Source organism: Bacillus sp. FSL R5-0443, from assembly GCF_038608285.1.
GTDB classification, from domain to species: Bacteria; Bacillota; Bacilli; order Bacillales; family Bacillaceae; genus Bacillus; species Bacillus velezensis.
Genome location: NZ_CP152013.1, coordinates 25,992 through 40,901 on the forward strand (window position 1 = coordinate 25,992; position 14,910 = coordinate 40,901).

Here is a 14,910-nt window from a genome sequence, read left to right on the forward strand (position 1 = left end):
AAATATATGAAAAAAGGAGGCTGATCATGTTTATTTTTCGGCGGTAATTTGTTTTTCCGTGGTTATTTCTGCGAAGAGAACATTCTCCATCATGGTCAAAGCGAAATCATTGTCTTCGTCGTTATTGGAAGCGGTGCAGTCTTTCGGAATGGCAATGCTGTATTCTCTCATATAGGCGTCGTTGGCCGTGAACAGCACACAAATGTTCCCGGCAATCCCCGTGATGATTAATTGGTTCACTTGTAATTCGGTCAGAAGGGTGTGAAGCGCCGTTTCGTAAAAAGCGGAATGCTTCGGTTTAATGAGAAAATAATCATCCGGCTGAGGCGAAATATCTTTTATAATGGGGGCGCTTCTGTCGTTGCTGCATTCCTCCCTGATGGCATCAATATCAGCCTTCCAGAGCCCGTAATGATCATTAATATAAATAATCGGCCAGTTGCTTTGTTTTGCATGCTTCTTTAATGATAAAATACGGGGGACAATTTGTTTGGTTTTTTCAGCAAGACGTTCGCCCATATCAAATTGAAAATTGTTAATCATATCGACAATCAGAAGGGCTGTGTTGTTAGGTTCAGACAATACCGGCAACTCCTTTCTGCTGGGGTATTCCTATTTTAACCTTTATGAGACATGAAAAAACTTAAGAAGAGAGCTCGAACCTATGAATGATGAATATTATATGAGAGAAGCCATAAAAGAAGCGAAGAAAGCCGAAGCGAAAGGTGAAGTGCCGATCGGAGCAGTTCTTGTTCTGCACGATGAGATCGTGGCGCGGGCGCATAATCTGAGGGAGACTGAACAGAGGTCGCTTGCCCACGCCGAAATGCTGGCGATAGACGAAGCGTGCCGTAAGCTGGGGACATGGAGACTTGAGGATGCCGTTCTTTATGTCACTCTGGAGCCGTGTCCGATGTGCGCGGGAGCCGTCGTGCTTTCGAGAGTCAATAAGGTCGTATTCGGCGCATTTGATCCCAAGGGGGGCTGTACAGGAACGCTGATGAACCTCTTGCAGGAAGAGCGGTTCAACCACCAAGCGGAAGTGGTGAGCGGCGTGCTCGGAGAAGAGTGCGGAGAAATGCTCAGCGCTTTTTTCAGAAAGCTGCGCCGGCAAAAGAAAGACATGAGGAAAAAGTTGTCTGAGTAGTACGGTTGCATTTTCTGCCTGAAGCAGATATACTTATGTGTGCATCATGAATGGTGCTCATATAAAAATTTGATATTTATTTTGCCGTGCTAAGCGGGGAGGTAGCGGTGCCCTGTACCCGCAATCCGCTCTAGCGGGGCCGAATCCCTTCTCGAGGTTCGTTTACTGTAAGGTCTGCCTTAAGTAAGTGGCGTTGACGTCTGGGTCCTGCGCAATGGGAATTCATGAACCATGTCAGGTCCGGAAGGAAGCAGCATTAAGTGAAACCTCTCATGTGCCGCAGGGTTGCCTGGGCTGAGCTAACTGCTTAAGTAACGCTTAGGGTAGCGAATCGACAGAAGGTGCACGGTAAATCAATCATCAAATTTCAGACTCACCTGTTTATGGCAGGTGAGTTTTTTCGTATATGAAAAACGGGTTTTGGCGTTAAAAGCACGTTCATGTATAATAAACATGATGAATAACAGAGGAGGGCGCATCCTGTGGGTTACCAAGCTTTATATCGAGTATTTAGGCCTCAGCAGTTTGAAGATGTGGTCGGACAGGAACACATTACGAAAACGCTGCAAAATGCCCTTTTGCAAAAGAAATTTTCTCATGCATATCTGTTTTCTGGACCGCGGGGAACGGGAAAAACCAGTGCAGCTAAAATATTTGCGAAAGCAGTCAACTGTGAGCACGCCCCCGTAGAAGAACCGTGCAATGAATGTGCGGCGTGCAAGGGGATCACAAACGGCTCTATATCAGATGTGATTGAAATAGATGCGGCGTCGAATAACGGCGTAGACGAAATCCGCGACATCCGTGACAAAGTAAAATTCGCCCCGTCGGCCGTCACCTACAAAGTATATATTATAGATGAGGTGCATATGCTCTCTATCGGCGCATTCAATGCGCTTCTGAAAACGCTGGAAGAACCGCCGGCACATTGCATTTTCATATTAGCTACGACTGAGCCTCATAAGATTCCTTTAACCATTATCTCCAGATGTCAGCGTTTTGACTTCAAACGGATTACATCCAAAGCAATTGTCGGACGAATGAAGACAATCGTCGATGCAGAGCAGCTGAAGGTGGAAGAAGGAGCCCTTGATATCATAGCGAGTGCTGCGGACGGAGGAATGAGGGACGCGCTGAGCCTGCTCGATCAAGCCGTATCATTCAGCGGCGAGGAGCTGTCGGTGGATGACGCATTGCTCATTACCGGAGCCGTTTCTCAGCACTATATTGGGAAACTGGCATCTGCTCTTCACCGCAAACAGGTTTCCGAGGCATTGGAGACACTGAATGAATTGCTCCAGCAAGGGAAAGATGCGGCCAAACTGATTGAAGATATGATTTTCTATTTCAGGGATATGCTCTTGTACCAGGCCGCTCCCGGTTTAGAAGGAGTCCTGGAGAAGGTGAAGGTCGATGAAACGTTTCGGAATCTGAGCGGTGACATACCGGCCCCCGCTTTATATGAGATGATTGATATCCTGAATAAAAGCCATCAGGAAATGAAGTGGACGAACCACCCAAGAATCTTTTTTGAAGTGGCTGTCGTGAAAATATGCCAGACGGCACAGCAATCCGCCGGAGACATCCCTGAGGTCGGCATGCTGATGAATAAGATTCAGCAGCTTGAGCAGGAAGTAGAAAGGCTGAAAACCTCCGGTGTGAAGGTTCAGATGGAAAGCGCTCCGAAAGAAGCTCCGCGTCCTCAAAAAGGCGGAAAAAGCCATTACAAAGCTCCGGTCGGAAGAATTCATGAGATATTGAAGGAAGCTACAAGACCTGAACTTGAACAGCTTAAAAGCAGCTGGGGCAAGCTTCTGGCACACCTGAAACAGCAGAATAAGGTGTCTCATGCGGCTCTTTTGAATGACAGTGAACCGGTGGCTGCTGCTCAAAAGGCATTTGTGCTTAAATTTAAATACGAAATCCATTGTAAAATGGTTGCAGAAGACAATAACGGAGTCCGTACGAATCTTGAACAGATTCTCGAATCAATGCTCGGGAAAAGAATGGATTTGATTGGCGTTCCGGAAGCACAATGGGGTAAAATAAGAGAAGAATTTTTAAATGATCACCAGCAGGAAAGTGAAGGATCAAACGAACCGGCTGAAGAAGATCCGCTGATTGCAGAGGCGAAAAAACTTGTCGGAGCGGATTTAATCGAAATAAAAGACTAATAAGATGAAAGAGAGTGATTGAATATGCGTGGCGGAATGGGAAACATGCAAAAAATGATGAAACAAATGCAAAAAATGCAAAAGGATATGGCGAAGGCTCAGGAGGAGCTTGCTGAAAAAGTGCTTGAAGGCACAGCAGGCGGCGGTATGGTGACTGTAAAAGTCAACGGCCAAAAAGAAGTTGTAGACATTGCCATTAAAGAAGAAGTCGTTGATCCGGAAGATATCGAAATGCTTCAGGACCTGGTTCTTGCTGCGACAAACGACGCCCTCAAAAAAGTGGATGACATGACGAATGAGACAATGGGACAATTTACAAAAGGAATGAACATACCGGGTTTATTCTAGGGGGATAAATAAACATGCAGTATCCTGAACCAATATCAAAGCTGATTGACAGCTTTATGAAATTGCCAGGGATCGGACCGAAAACAGCGGTTCGTCTGGCTTTTTTTGTTCTAGGTATGAAAGAAGACACAGTATTGGATTTTGCTAAGGCGCTTGTCAATGCGAAGCGGAATCTGACATATTGCTCGATTTGCGGACATATAACAGATCAAGACCCTTGTTATATATGTGAGGACACAAGAAGGGATAAGTCTGTTATTTGTGTCGTGCAGGACCCTAAGGATGTGATCGCAATGGAGAAAATGAAGGAATATAACGGCCAGTACCATGTTCTTCACGGCGCGATTTCACCAATGGACGGCATCGGCCCGGAGGATATTAAGATTCCGGAGCTGCTGAAACGTCTTCAGGATGATCAAGTGACAGAAGTTATTCTCGCAACCAACCCTAATATTGAAGGGGAAGCAACAGCGATGTATATATCAAGGCTGTTAAAGCCCTCAGGCATCAAGCTCTCCCGTATTGCCCACGGTCTGCCCGTCGGCGGTGATTTGGAATATGCTGATGAGGTCACTCTTTCAAAAGCTCTTGAAGGAAGACGTGAATTGTAAGGGAGGAAAAAGCAAGGCATGGGTTTTCTTCGCAGAAATACATTAAGAAAAGAGTTTGATGAGAAGCTGATAGAACAGCTCTTTAAACAAAAAGAAGAATGGAACAGACAGAAGAGTCTGGTCGAGAAAAGTCTCGAGCCCTCCGCTGAGGTGTTGTTTGAGCTGAAAGTCGCTGAATCTAAGTACTTTTTTTATTTGAAAGAAGCGAAGCAGCGGAATTTGAAAATGAGCAGATGGAAGTAAGAGGTCTATTCTCCGGGATCTTCTCATAAGCTTGTACTAAACAAGCGAGGGGGAAGATTCATGGAGCCTTTTTTCATTATCGGTTTGATTGTCGGTCTGGTTGCTTTGCTTTTTTTATGGGGAGTATCTTCAAAACCGCTAAGATGGATTGGTGTGACTGCCATTAAATTTATTGCCGGCGCGATTCTGCTGGTGGGTGTGAACTTGTTCGGAGGCAGTCTCGGTATTCATATCCCTGTTAACCTGATTACAACGGGCATCAGCGGGATTCTGGGGATTCCCGGCATCGCAGCTTTGATAGTCATTAAACGCTTCATCATTTAATTTATCAATTATTGTTGACATGTTGGATCAAGGGTGGTATTCTAATATACGTCGCTGATGACGAAACGAATTCTAAAAAAGAAATTTTAAAAAGTTGTTGACGACATTGAAGTTGATATGTTACAATAATTAAGTCGCTTCAAGAGCGATGGACAAAGTTCTTTGAAAACTAAACAAGACAAAACGTACCTGTTAATTCAAAGTTTTAAATAAATCGCACAACGATGTGCGTAGTCAGTCAAACTACTTTATCGGAGAGTTTGATCCTGGCTCAGGACGAACGCTGGCGGCGTGCCTAATACATGCAAGTCGAGCGGACAGATGGGAGCTTGCTCCCTGATGTTAGCGGCGGACGGGTGAGTAACACGTGGGTAACCTGCCTGTAAGACTGGGATAACTCCGGGAAACCGGGGCTAATACCGGATGGTTGTCTGAACCGCATGGTTCAGACATAAAAGGTGGCTTCGGCTACCACTTACAGATGGACCCGCGGCGCATTAGCTAGTTGGTGAGGTAACGGCTCACCAAGGCGACGATGCGTAGCCGACCTGAGAGGGTGATCGGCCACACTGGGACTGAGACACGGCCCAGACTCCTACGGGAGGCAGCAGTAGGGAATCTTCCGCAATGGACGAAAGTCTGACGGAGCAACGCCGCGTGAGTGATGAAGGTTTTCGGATCGTAAAGCTCTGTTGTTAGGGAAGAACAAGTGCCGTTCAAATAGGGCGGCACCTTGACGGTACCTAACCAGAAAGCCACGGCTAACTACGTGCCAGCAGCCGCGGTAATACGTAGGTGGCAAGCGTTGTCCGGAATTATTGGGCGTAAAGGGCTCGCAGGCGGTTTCTTAAGTCTGATGTGAAAGCCCCCGGCTCAACCGGGGAGGGTCATTGGAAACTGGGGAACTTGAGTGCAGAAGAGGAGAGTGGAATTCCACGTGTAGCGGTGAAATGCGTAGAGATGTGGAGGAACACCAGTGGCGAAGGCGACTCTCTGGTCTGTAACTGACGCTGAGGAGCGAAAGCGTGGGGAGCGAACAGGATTAGATACCCTGGTAGTCCACGCCGTAAACGATGAGTGCTAAGTGTTAGGGGGTTTCCGCCCCTTAGTGCTGCAGCTAACGCATTAAGCACTCCGCCTGGGGAGTACGGTCGCAAGACTGAAACTCAAAGGAATTGACGGGGGCCCGCACAAGCGGTGGAGCATGTGGTTTAATTCGAAGCAACGCGAAGAACCTTACCAGGTCTTGACATCCTCTGACAATCCTAGAGATAGGACGTCCCCTTCGGGGGCAGAGTGACAGGTGGTGCATGGTTGTCGTCAGCTCGTGTCGTGAGATGTTGGGTTAAGTCCCGCAACGAGCGCAACCCTTGATCTTAGTTGCCAGCATTCAGTTGGGCACTCTAAGGTGACTGCCGGTGACAAACCGGAGGAAGGTGGGGATGACGTCAAATCATCATGCCCCTTATGACCTGGGCTACACACGTGCTACAATGGACAGAACAAAGGGCAGCGAAACCGCGAGGTTAAGCCAATCCCACAAATCTGTTCTCAGTTCGGATCGCAGTCTGCAACTCGACTGCGTGAAGCTGGAATCGCTAGTAATCGCGGATCAGCATGCCGCGGTGAATACGTTCCCGGGCCTTGTACACACCGCCCGTCACACCACGAGAGTTTGTAACACCCGAAGTCGGTGAGGTAACCTTTTAGGAGCCAGCCGCCGAAGGTGGGACAGATGATTGGGGTGAAGTCGTAACAAGGTAGCCGTATCGGAAGGTGCGGCTGGATCACCTCCTTTCTAAGGATTTTAACGGAATATAAGACCTTGGGTCTTATAAACAGAACGTTCCCTGTCTTGTTTAGTTTTGAAGGAACTTTGATTCTTTCATATGGTAGATGGGCCTGTAGCTCAGCTGGTTAGAGCGCACGCCTGATAAGCGTGAGGTCGGTGGTTCGAGTCCACTCAGGCCCACCATCTTTACCCAATACGGGGCCTTAGCTCAGCTGGGAGAGCGCCTGCTTTGCACGCAGGAGGTCAGCGGTTCGATCCCGCTAGGCTCCACCAACGTGTTCTTTGAAAACTAGATAACAGAAGTAATTCACATTCAATTAGTAATGCAAGATATCACGTAGTGATTCTTTTTAACGGTTAAGTTAGAAAGGGCGCACGGTGGATGCCTTGGCACTAGGAGCCGATGAAGGACGGGACGAACACCGATATGCTTCGGGGAGCTGTAAGCAAGCTTTGATCCGGAGATTTCCGAATGGGGAAACCCACCACTCGTAATGGAGTGGTATCCATATCTGAATACATAGGATATGAGAAGGCAGACCCGGGGAACTGAAACATCTAAGTACCCGGAGGAAGAGAAAGCAAATGCGATTCCCTGAGTAGCGGCGAGCGAAACGGGACCAGCCCAAACCAAGAGGCTTGCCTCTTGGGGTTGTAGGACACTCTGTACGGAGTTACAAAGGAACGAGGTAGATGAAGAGGTCTGGAAAGGCCCGCCATAGGAGGTAACAGCCCTGTAGTCAAAACTTCGTTCTCTCCTGAGTGGATCCTGAGTACGGCGGAACACGTGAAATTCCGTCGGAATCCGGGAGGACCATCTCCCAAGGCTAAATACTCCCTAGTGACCGATAGTGAACCAGTACCGTGAGGGAAAGGTGAAAAGCACCCCGGAAGGGGAGTGAAAGAGATCCTGAAACCGTGTGCCTACAAGTAGTCAGAGCCCGTTAACGGGTGATGGCGTGCCTTTTGTAGAATGAACCGGCGAGTTACGATCCCGTGCAAGGTTAAGCAGAAGATGCGGAGCCGCAGCGAAAGCGAGTCTGAATAGGGCGAATTGAGTACGTGGTCGTAGACCCGAAACCAGGTGATCTACCCATGTCCAGGGTGAAGTTCAGGTAACACTGAATGGAGGCCCGAACCCACGCACGTTGAAAAGTGCGGGGATGAGGTGTGGGTAGGGGTGAAATGCCAATCGAACCTGGAGATAGCTGGTTCTCTCCGAAATAGCTTTAGGGCTAGCCTCAAGGTAAGAGTCTCGGAGGTAGAGCACTGATTGGACTAGGGGCCCCTACCGGGTTACCGAATTCAGTCAAACTCCGAATGCCGATGACTTATCCTTGGGAGTCAGACTGCGAGTGATAAGATCCGTAGTCGAAAGGGAAACAGCCCAGACCGCCAGCTAAGGTCCCAAAGTATACGTTAAGTGGAAAAGGATGTGGAGTTGCTTAGACAACCAGGATGTTGGCTTAGAAGCAGCCACCATTTAAAGAGTGCGTAATAGCTCACTGGTCGAGTGACTCTGCGCCGAAAATGTACCGGGGCTAAACGTATCACCGAAGCTGCGGACTGTTCTTCGAACAGTGGTAGGAGAGCGTTCTAAGGGCTGTGAAGCAAGACCGGAAGGACTTGTGGAGCGCTTAGAAGTGAGAATGCCGGTATGAGTAGCGAAAGAGGGGTGAGAATCCCCTCCACCGAATGCCTAAGGTTTCCTGAGGAAGGCTCGTCCGCTCAGGGTTAGTCGGGACCTAAGCCGAGGCCGAAAGGCGTAGGCGATGGATAACAGGTTGATATTCCTGTACCACCTCCTCACCATTTGAGCAATGGGGGGACGCAGGAGGATAGGGTAAGCGCGGTATTGGATATCCGCGTCCAAGCAGTTAGGCTGGGAAATAGGCAAATCCGTTTCCCGTGAAGGCTGAGCTGTGATGGCGAGCGAATTATAGTAGCGAAGTTCCTGATTCCACACTGCCAAGAAAAGCCTCTAGCGAGGTGAGAGGTGCCCGTACCGCAAACCGACACAGGTAGGCGAGGAGAGAATCCTAAGGTGATCGAGAGAACTCTCGTTAAGGAACTCGGCAAAATGACCCCGTAACTTCGGGAGAAGGGGTGCTCTGTTAGGGTGCAAGCCCGAGAGAGCCGCAGTGAATAGGCCCAGGCGACTGTTTAGCAAAAACACAGGTCTCTGCGAAGCCGTAAGGCGAAGTATAGGGGCTGACGCCTGCCCGGTGCTGGAAGGTTAAGAGGAGCGCTTAGCGTAAGCGAAGGTGCGAATTGAAGCCCCAGTAAACGGCGGCCGTAACTATAACGGTCCTAAGGTAGCGAAATTCCTTGTCGGGTAAGTTCCGACCCGCACGAAAGGCGCAACGATCTGGGCACTGTCTCAACGAGAGACTCGGTGAAATTATAGTACCTGTGAAGATGCAGGTTACCCGCGACAGGACGGAAAGACCCCGTGGAGCTTTACTGCAGCCTGATATTGAATGTTGGTACAGCTTGTACAGGATAGGTAGGAGCCTTGGAAACCGGAGCGCCAGCTTCGGTGGAGGCATCGGTGGGATACTACCCTGGCTGTATTGACCTTCTAACCCGCCGCCCTTATCGGGCGGGGAGACAGTGTCAGGTGGGCAGTTTGACTGGGGCGGTCGCCTCCTAAAAGGTAACGGAGGCGCCCAAAGGTTCCCTCAGAATGGTTGGAAATCATTCGCAGAGTGTAAAGGCACAAGGGAGCTTGACTGCGAGACCTACAAGTCGAGCAGGGACGAAAGTCGGGCTTAGTGATCCGGTGGTTCCGCATGGAAGGGCCATCGCTCAACGGATAAAAGCTACCCCGGGGATAACAGGCTTATCTCCCCCAAGAGTCCACATCGACGGGGAGGTTTGGCACCTCGATGTCGGCTCATCGCATCCTGGGGCTGTAGTCGGTCCCAAGGGTTGGGCTGTTCGCCCATTAAAGCGGTACGCGAGCTGGGTTCAGAACGTCGTGAGACAGTTCGGTCCCTATCCGTCGCGGGCGCAGGAAATTTGAGAGGAGCTGTCCTTAGTACGAGAGGACCGGGATGGACGCACCGCTGGTGTACCAGTTGTTCTGCCAAGGGCATCGCTGGGTAGCTATGTGCGGACGGGATAAGTGCTGAAAGCATCTAAGCATGAAGCCCCCCTCAAGATGAGATTTCCCATTCCGCAAGGAAGTAAGATCCCTGAAAGATGATCAGGTTGATAGGTCTGAGGTGGAAGTGTGGCGACACATGGAGCTGACAGATACTAATCGATCGAGGACTTAACCAATTTGAATGTATGCTTACTGTTATCTAGTTTTGAGAGAACACTCTCAATGGTTTGGTGGCGATAGCGAAGAGGTCACACCCGTTCCCATGCCGAACACGGAAGTTAAGCTCTTCAGCGCCGATGGTAGTCGGGGGTTTCCCCCTGTGAGAGTAGGACGCCGCCAAGCTATCATTACGGTAAAGGCAGCTCATCATGAGCTGCCTTTTTTGTTTTTGAATAAAAACAAAACAAACACCGAAATACGGAAACGCCCATATACTAATTGCAAACTTCAAAAAGGTCCAAATTGTGTATACAATCAACAGCTTAAGGGAAGGCTATTCATACGGAGGTGGGCAAAATGAATGAAACGTCCAGCCATGAAGAAACATGTATTGTGTGTGAAACCAAAAAAAGCAGGGGAATCCATATTTATACGAAATTTATATGTTTAGAGTGTGAGAAGAAAGTAGTTTCCACTCCGACCTCTGATCCAAATTATGAATTTTTCGTTCGTAAACTGAAAAGCCTTCATACACCGACGTTATATTCTTAACCCTGAAAAGGGTCTTTTTTTTGCCTGAAATCAGAGGAGTTTTTACACTTTTTATAAAAGAACTGATACGATAAGAAGAGGAACTTGTTTAGACATGGAATGTAATAGATAATACTGATAAAAGTGAATAAATAGGAGTCGATCAAGTATGAAACCGTTTATTCAATATATGAAATGGACGCTTTGCGGCAGCACAGTTTTTGTATTAGCGGGGATAACCTTCTTTACGATAGGGCATCAGCCTTTTTTGTATTCGTTTTTATACGGGGCAGCCAGCGGAGCCGCAGCCAGTGCGGCCGGACTATGGAATGCGAAGCGTCTCTTTTTAAAAAAACACCGGCTGACAAGAAAAGAATATGTTTATATCAAGGAAAATCTTGAGGAAGCAAAGGGTAAAATCATCCGATTACGCAGGGCGCTTTTTCGCTCTAAAAGTATACAAATGCTGAAGCAGAATGCAGAGATACTGCGGATAACCCGACGAATATATCTGCTCACAAAGCAAGAGCCGAAGCGTTTTTATCAGGCAGAGCGTTTCTATTATCAAACGCTTGATTCTGTTGTGGAACTGACGGAAAAGTATGCTCTGCTCTCCTCACAGCCGCGAAAAAATAAAGATTTATCAATGTCCTTGAGTGAGACGAGGATGACTCTGGCAGAGCTCTCCAGAAGGCTGGAAGAGGATCTTCATGAACTGATGAAGGAGGACATCGACGACCTGCACTTTGAATTAGATATGGCAAAGCATTCACTGAGAAAATAAGAAAGGAAGAAGGAAATGGCCAAAGACCGTTCCGACGACAGCATGGGCGCCCAAAATGACCAGACCCCTCTAAAGCATGCAGATACGCTGCCGGAAGAAAAAAGAGAGGCGGCACTTCAGCTCGCTGAAAAACTGGACCCTGAGAACATGCAAAGCATTGTTCTGTTTGGTTCACAGGCGCAGGCGAATCTTCTGGAATTTTCCCATACGATGATAGAGCACGTGCAAAGAAAAGATGCAGGAGAGATGGGACAAATATTGGCTGATCTGATGATGAAGCTTGACCAGGTAAACCCTGATGATCTGCAGATGAAGAACAAAGGGTTTTTCGCCCGGCTGTTTAAAAGGGTATCCGGTTCTGTGCAGGAAGTGCTTTCGAAATATCAAAAGACAAGTGTGCAGATTGACCGTATCAGCAGAAGGCTGGAACATTCTAAAAATGTGCTGTTGAGTGACAATAAATTGTTAGATCAGCTGTACGCCCAAAATAAACAATACTTTTCTGATTTAACTATGTATATAGCAGCGGGGGAATTAAAATTAGATGAGCTGAAAACAAAGATGATACCCGAAGCGGCAAGAAAAGCCGAATTACAAGAACACAATCAAATGGCCGCGCAGGAAGTGAATGATCTTCGCCAGTTTGCCGACCGTCTGGATAAGAGGGTGCATGATCTGCTGCTGAGCAGGCAGATTACGCTTCAGAGTGCGCCGCAAATCCGCCTGATTCAAAACACGAATCAGGCACTGGCAGAGAAAATCCAGTCCTCCATTGTTACGGCTATTCCTTTATGGAAGAATCAAGTCGCCATCGCGCTGACGCTTATGAGGCAGCGGAGTGCGGCAGATGTGCAGCAGAAGGCGGCGGATACGACAAATCAATTGCTGCTGAAAAACGCTGAACTTCTGAAAACAAGTACAGTCGAGACCGCCAAAGCCAATGAGCGCGGACTTGTTGAGGCAGAAACCCTCAAAAAAGTGCAGGAAAGCTTAATCAGCACACTTGAAGAAATCATGTCTATTCAAGAAGAAGGCAGAATGAAACGCAGGCGTGCCGAGGAGGAGCTTGTTATCATGGAAGGCGATTTAAAAAAGAAGCTGCTTGATATGAGGTCCGGCCGGGATAACGGCTAGATGGCAAAAAGTCTTAGCTTTAAGTTGGCTCGCAGGCACGATATAATAAGAAAGACAGGCAAAGGATTTGTTTAAAAATGGAGACACCTTTATATACAGCGCTGATGAAGCATGCGCACCGAAATACGTATTCTTTTCATGTTCCGGGACATCACAATGGAGATGTCTTTTTTGATGAAGCCAAATCTGTATATCAATCTCTTTTATCTATTGATATGACTGAGATCACGGGTCTTGATGACTTGCATCACCCGACGGGGGTCATTAAGGAAGCGCAGGATTTGGTGAGCAGATTTTACGGCTCTCAGGAAAGTTTCTTTCTCGTCAATGGAACGACCGCCGGCAATCTGGCGATGATTTTAGCTGTTTGTGAACCGGGTGAACCCATTCTGATCCAGCGTAATTGTCACAAGTCTGTTTTCCATGCGGCGGCATTGGCCGGAGCCAAGCCGGTTTATTTGGCGCCGGAAATCGATGAAAACATGCATGTGCCGGCACATGTATCCCTTTCAGTCATCGAAAAAGCGCTGGCGTCATATCCGAACGCGAAAGGACTTGTTCTGACCAATCCGACTTACTACGGACACGCCGCCGATTTGACCGCGGCAGTTAACAAAGCCCATTCATACGGCGTTCCTGTACTGGTGGATGAGGCTCATGGGGCTCACTTTGTGTTAGGCCAGCCTTTCCCGCCTTCATCATTGGCTATGGGGGCGGACGCCGTTGTTCAATCGGCTCATAAAACGCTTCCGGCTATGACAATGGGGTCTTACTTTCATTTGAACAGCACCAGAATTGACAGAGATCGATTAACTTATTATGTAAGCAGTTTGCAAAGCAGCAGCCCGTCATACCCGATTATGGCATCTTTAGATACGGCGCGCGCTTATGTGCAGGATATTGCTGAAAAAGGGACACTTCCCGTTCATATGGAGCACATTGAGAAAATCAAACGAAGGTTCGCATCAATTTCTTCTATTGAAATAATCGAGCCTTCCGGATATGGGCTGCGGGCGGACCCGTTAAAATTAATTCTTCGGTCAAAGCTCGGACATTCCGGCTATTCATTACAACGGATTTTGGAGAGTGAAGGCATTGTTGCCGAGCTGGCTGACGAGTACCAAGTATTGCTCGTACTGCCGATAGGCGGCCGGCGGATGATAGAACAGGCAACCGTAAGAAACATACAGCAGAAACTGGAGAATACACCGCCCGATAAATTGCCGGATGCCGTGAATTGGACATTTCCGTCCATTTCGACACTTGAATATCCGCAAAATGAGATGCGGAAGTTTACAAAAGAGCCTGCAGATATAAATAAGGCGGCCGGGCGCTTGCATGCGGGCAACATTATTCCTTATCCGCCGGGAATTCCGCTGATCATGGACGGAGAACGGATAACAGAAGAGATCGTACAAAAGCTTTCCCGTTTAATCGGCATGGACGCGCATATTCAAGGCTTGTTAAACGGGGAACAATTACTTGTCTATATAGAAGAGGAGAAATCATGAGCGGTTTATTTATAACATTTGAAGGTCCTGAAGGTGCAGGGAAAACGACTGTGCTTCAGGAAATGAAAGAGATTCTGTCGGCAGAGGGGCTCCCGGTGACAGCGACAAGAGAACCGGGCGGCATCGACATTGCGGAACAGATCAGAGAAGTGATCTTAAATAAAAACAATACACTGATGGATGCAAAAACGGAGGCGCTGCTTTACGCTGCGGCGAGAAGACAGCATTTAGTCGAAAAGGTGCAGCCTGCATTGAAAGAAGGCCGCATTGTGCTGTGCGATCGTTTCATCGACAGTTCGCTGGCTTACCAAGGCTATGCGAGAGGGCTCGGCATTGATGAAGTCCTTTCTATTAACCAGTTTGCAATCGGCGATACGATGCCTGATGTCACCATCTATTTTTCTATTGAGCCGGAAGAAGGGTTGAAACGGATTACGTCGAATGATTCAAGAGAGAAGAATCGTCTCGATCTTGAGGCCCTGCACTTTCACACGAAAGTACGGGAAGGATACCAAAAGGTAATGCAGCGTTTTCCGGAAAGATTCCATACAATCGACGCATCGAAAAAGAAGGAACTCGTCATTCAGGACGCACTTCAAGTGATAAATGAAGCATTGAAAAAAATTCAGTTGTGACCTGTTTCTCATAAGTTGCTATAATGAATGTAACGATAATGTTCTTTCCAACCTAAAGGGGGCCTAGAGAATGAAACTAATAGTGGCAGTGGTGCAGGATCAGGACAGCAACAGGCTTTTGAAAGTATTAACCGACCACAACTTCAGGGTGACGAAGCTTGCGACAACAGGCGGATTCCTTAAATCAGGCAATACGACGTTTATGATCGGGGTGGAAGATATCCGTGTCGATAAAGCGCTCAGCCTCATTAAAGAGAATGGCTGTAAACGTGATCAGATGATTGCCCCGGTATCCCCGATGGGCGGGAATGCGGATTCCTACGTTCCATATCCCGTCGAAGTGGAAGTCGGCGGAGCGACGGTCTTTGTCCTCCCGGTCGATGAATTTCATCAATTTTAAGGATTTGA

13 protein-coding genes, 2 tRNA genes, 3 rRNA genes and 1 other RNA gene are annotated in these 14,910 nt (G+C 48.0%); 18 read left to right on the top strand and 1 reads right to left on the bottom strand.

The window, feature by feature from the left end; translation table 11 throughout:
* Positions 1 to 30 precede the first annotated feature (30 nt).
* Positions 31 to 582, bottom strand: a complete 552-nt coding sequence (locus NYE28_RS00120; RefSeq protein WP_025284073.1) for an isochorismatase family cysteine hydrolase — start codon at positions 580 to 582, stop codon at positions 31 to 33.
* Positions 583 to 664: 82 nt separating this feature from the next.
* Between NYE28_RS00120 and tadA the strand changes: the two genes are divergently transcribed.
* From tadA to darA, 18 genes are all read left to right on the top strand, one after another.
* Positions 665 to 1,147 (top strand): tRNA adenosine(34) deaminase TadA, encoded by a 483-nt coding sequence (gene tadA, locus NYE28_RS00125; protein ID WP_206584437.1) that lies wholly within the window; start codon positions 665 to 667, stop codon positions 1,145 to 1,147.
* 84 nt (positions 1,148 to 1,231) lie between these two features.
* An RNA gene (gene ffs, locus NYE28_RS00130) (signal recognition particle sRNA large type) lies at positions 1,232 to 1,496 on the top strand.
* A gap of 133 nt (positions 1,497 to 1,629) precedes the next feature.
* Complete coding sequence (dnaX, locus tag NYE28_RS00135) at positions 1,630 to 3,321, top strand: DNA polymerase III subunit gamma/tau (protein ID WP_011996162.1); 1,692 nt, start codon at positions 1,630 to 1,632, stop codon at positions 3,319 to 3,321.
* Between the two features lie 24 nt (positions 3,322 to 3,345).
* Positions 3,346 to 3,669, top strand: a complete 324-nt coding sequence (locus NYE28_RS00140; RefSeq protein WP_007408754.1) for a YbaB/EbfC family nucleoid-associated protein — start codon at positions 3,346 to 3,348, stop codon at positions 3,667 to 3,669.
* 14 nt (positions 3,670 to 3,683) lie between these two features.
* Positions 3,684 to 4,280 carry a recombination protein RecR gene (gene recR, locus NYE28_RS00145; protein ID WP_003150697.1) on the top strand — a complete coding sequence of 199 codons (597 nt, stop codon included), beginning with the start codon at positions 3,684 to 3,686 and terminating at the stop codon, positions 4,278 to 4,280.
* A gap of 18 nt (positions 4,281 to 4,298) precedes the next feature.
* Entirely contained in the window at positions 4,299 to 4,523 is a 225-nt protein-coding gene (locus tag NYE28_RS00150; RefSeq protein WP_007408755.1) for a YaaL family protein, read from the top strand.
* Positions 4,524 to 4,583: 60 nt separating this feature from the next.
* Positions 4,584 to 4,847 (top strand): pro-sigmaK processing inhibitor BofA family protein, encoded by a 264-nt coding sequence (locus NYE28_RS00155; protein ID WP_003150686.1) that lies wholly within the window; start codon positions 4,584 to 4,586, stop codon positions 4,845 to 4,847.
* 248 nt (positions 4,848 to 5,095) lie between these two features.
* Positions 5,096 to 6,645, top strand: a 16S ribosomal RNA gene (locus NYE28_RS00160).
* A 100-nt stretch (positions 6,646 to 6,745) separates the two neighbouring features.
* Positions 6,746 to 6,822 (top strand) — tRNA-Ile (locus NYE28_RS00165).
* Positions 6,823 to 6,836: 14 nt separating this feature from the next.
* Positions 6,837 to 6,912 (top strand) — tRNA-Ala (locus tag NYE28_RS00170).
* Between the two features lie 82 nt (positions 6,913 to 6,994).
* Positions 6,995 to 9,924: ribosomal RNA gene (locus NYE28_RS00175) — 23S ribosomal RNA — on the top strand.
* Between the two features lie 50 nt (positions 9,925 to 9,974).
* Positions 9,975 to 10,090: ribosomal RNA gene (gene rrf / locus NYE28_RS00180) — 5S ribosomal RNA — on the top strand.
* The 16S, 23S and 5S rRNA genes sit together here with 2 tRNA genes alongside, the layout of an rRNA operon.
* Positions 10,091 to 10,264: 174 nt before the next feature.
* Positions 10,265 to 10,459 carry a sigma factor G inhibitor Gin gene (locus NYE28_RS00185; RefSeq protein ID WP_007409914.1) on the top strand — a complete coding sequence of 65 codons (195 nt, stop codon included), beginning with the start codon at positions 10,265 to 10,267 and terminating at the stop codon, positions 10,457 to 10,459.
* Positions 10,460 to 10,607: 148 nt separating this feature from the next.
* Positions 10,608 to 11,222 carry a 5-bromo-4-chloroindolyl phosphate hydrolysis family protein gene (locus NYE28_RS00190; protein ID WP_337681425.1) on the top strand — a complete coding sequence of 205 codons (615 nt, stop codon included), beginning with the start codon at positions 10,608 to 10,610 and terminating at the stop codon, positions 11,220 to 11,222.
* A gap of 15 nt (positions 11,223 to 11,237) precedes the next feature.
* Positions 11,238 to 12,356 (top strand): toxic anion resistance protein, encoded by a 1,119-nt coding sequence (locus NYE28_RS00195; protein WP_305175968.1) that lies wholly within the window; start codon positions 11,238 to 11,240, stop codon positions 12,354 to 12,356.
* Between the two features lie 77 nt (positions 12,357 to 12,433).
* Entirely contained in the window at positions 12,434 to 13,867 is a 1,434-nt protein-coding gene (locus tag NYE28_RS00200) for an aminotransferase class I/II-fold pyridoxal phosphate-dependent enzyme (protein ID WP_337681424.1), read from the top strand.
* A complete protein-coding gene (gene tmk / locus NYE28_RS00205; RefSeq protein ID WP_007409918.1) occupies positions 13,864 to 14,502 on the top strand; it encodes a dTMP kinase in 639 nt (212 codons plus the stop codon). Before NYE28_RS00200 ends, tmk begins: the two co-directional genes overlap by 4 nt.
* Positions 14,503 to 14,572: 70 nt before the next feature.
* Positions 14,573 to 14,902 (top strand): cyclic di-AMP receptor DarA, encoded by a 330-nt coding sequence (gene darA, locus NYE28_RS00210; RefSeq protein WP_004264734.1) that lies wholly within the window; start codon positions 14,573 to 14,575, stop codon positions 14,900 to 14,902.
* Positions 14,903 to 14,910: the final 8 nt, after the last annotated feature.

Bases quoted from the DNA above. Each gene is read 5' to 3' on its own strand.
- tadA (WP_206584437.1), top strand. From the start codon at position 665: ATGAATGATGAATATTATATGAGAGAAGCCATAAAAGAAGCGAAGAAA.
- NYE28_RS00140 (WP_007408754.1), top strand. From the start codon at position 3,346: ATGCGTGGCGGAATGGGAAACATGCAAAAAATGATGAAACAAATGCAA.
- recR (WP_003150697.1), top strand. From the start codon at position 3,684: ATGCAGTATCCTGAACCAATATCAAAGCTGATTGACAGCTTTATGAAA.
- NYE28_RS00150 (WP_007408755.1), top strand. From the start codon at position 4,299: ATGGGTTTTCTTCGCAGAAATACATTAAGAAAAGAGTTTGATGAGAAG.
- NYE28_RS00155 (WP_003150686.1), top strand. From the start codon at position 4,584: ATGGAGCCTTTTTTCATTATCGGTTTGATTGTCGGTCTGGTTGCTTTG.
- NYE28_RS00185 (WP_007409914.1), top strand. From the start codon at position 10,265: ATGAATGAAACGTCCAGCCATGAAGAAACATGTATTGTGTGTGAAACC.
- NYE28_RS00190 (WP_337681425.1), top strand. From the start codon at position 10,608: ATGAAACCGTTTATTCAATATATGAAATGGACGCTTTGCGGCAGCACA.
- NYE28_RS00195 (WP_305175968.1), top strand. From the start codon at position 11,238: ATGGCCAAAGACCGTTCCGACGACAGCATGGGCGCCCAAAATGACCAG.
- NYE28_RS00200 (WP_337681424.1), top strand. From the start codon at position 12,434: ATGGAGACACCTTTATATACAGCGCTGATGAAGCATGCGCACCGAAAT.
- tmk (WP_007409918.1), top strand. From the start codon at position 13,864: ATGAGCGGTTTATTTATAACATTTGAAGGTCCTGAAGGTGCAGGGAAA.
- darA (WP_004264734.1), top strand. From the start codon at position 14,573: ATGAAACTAATAGTGGCAGTGGTGCAGGATCAGGACAGCAACAGGCTT.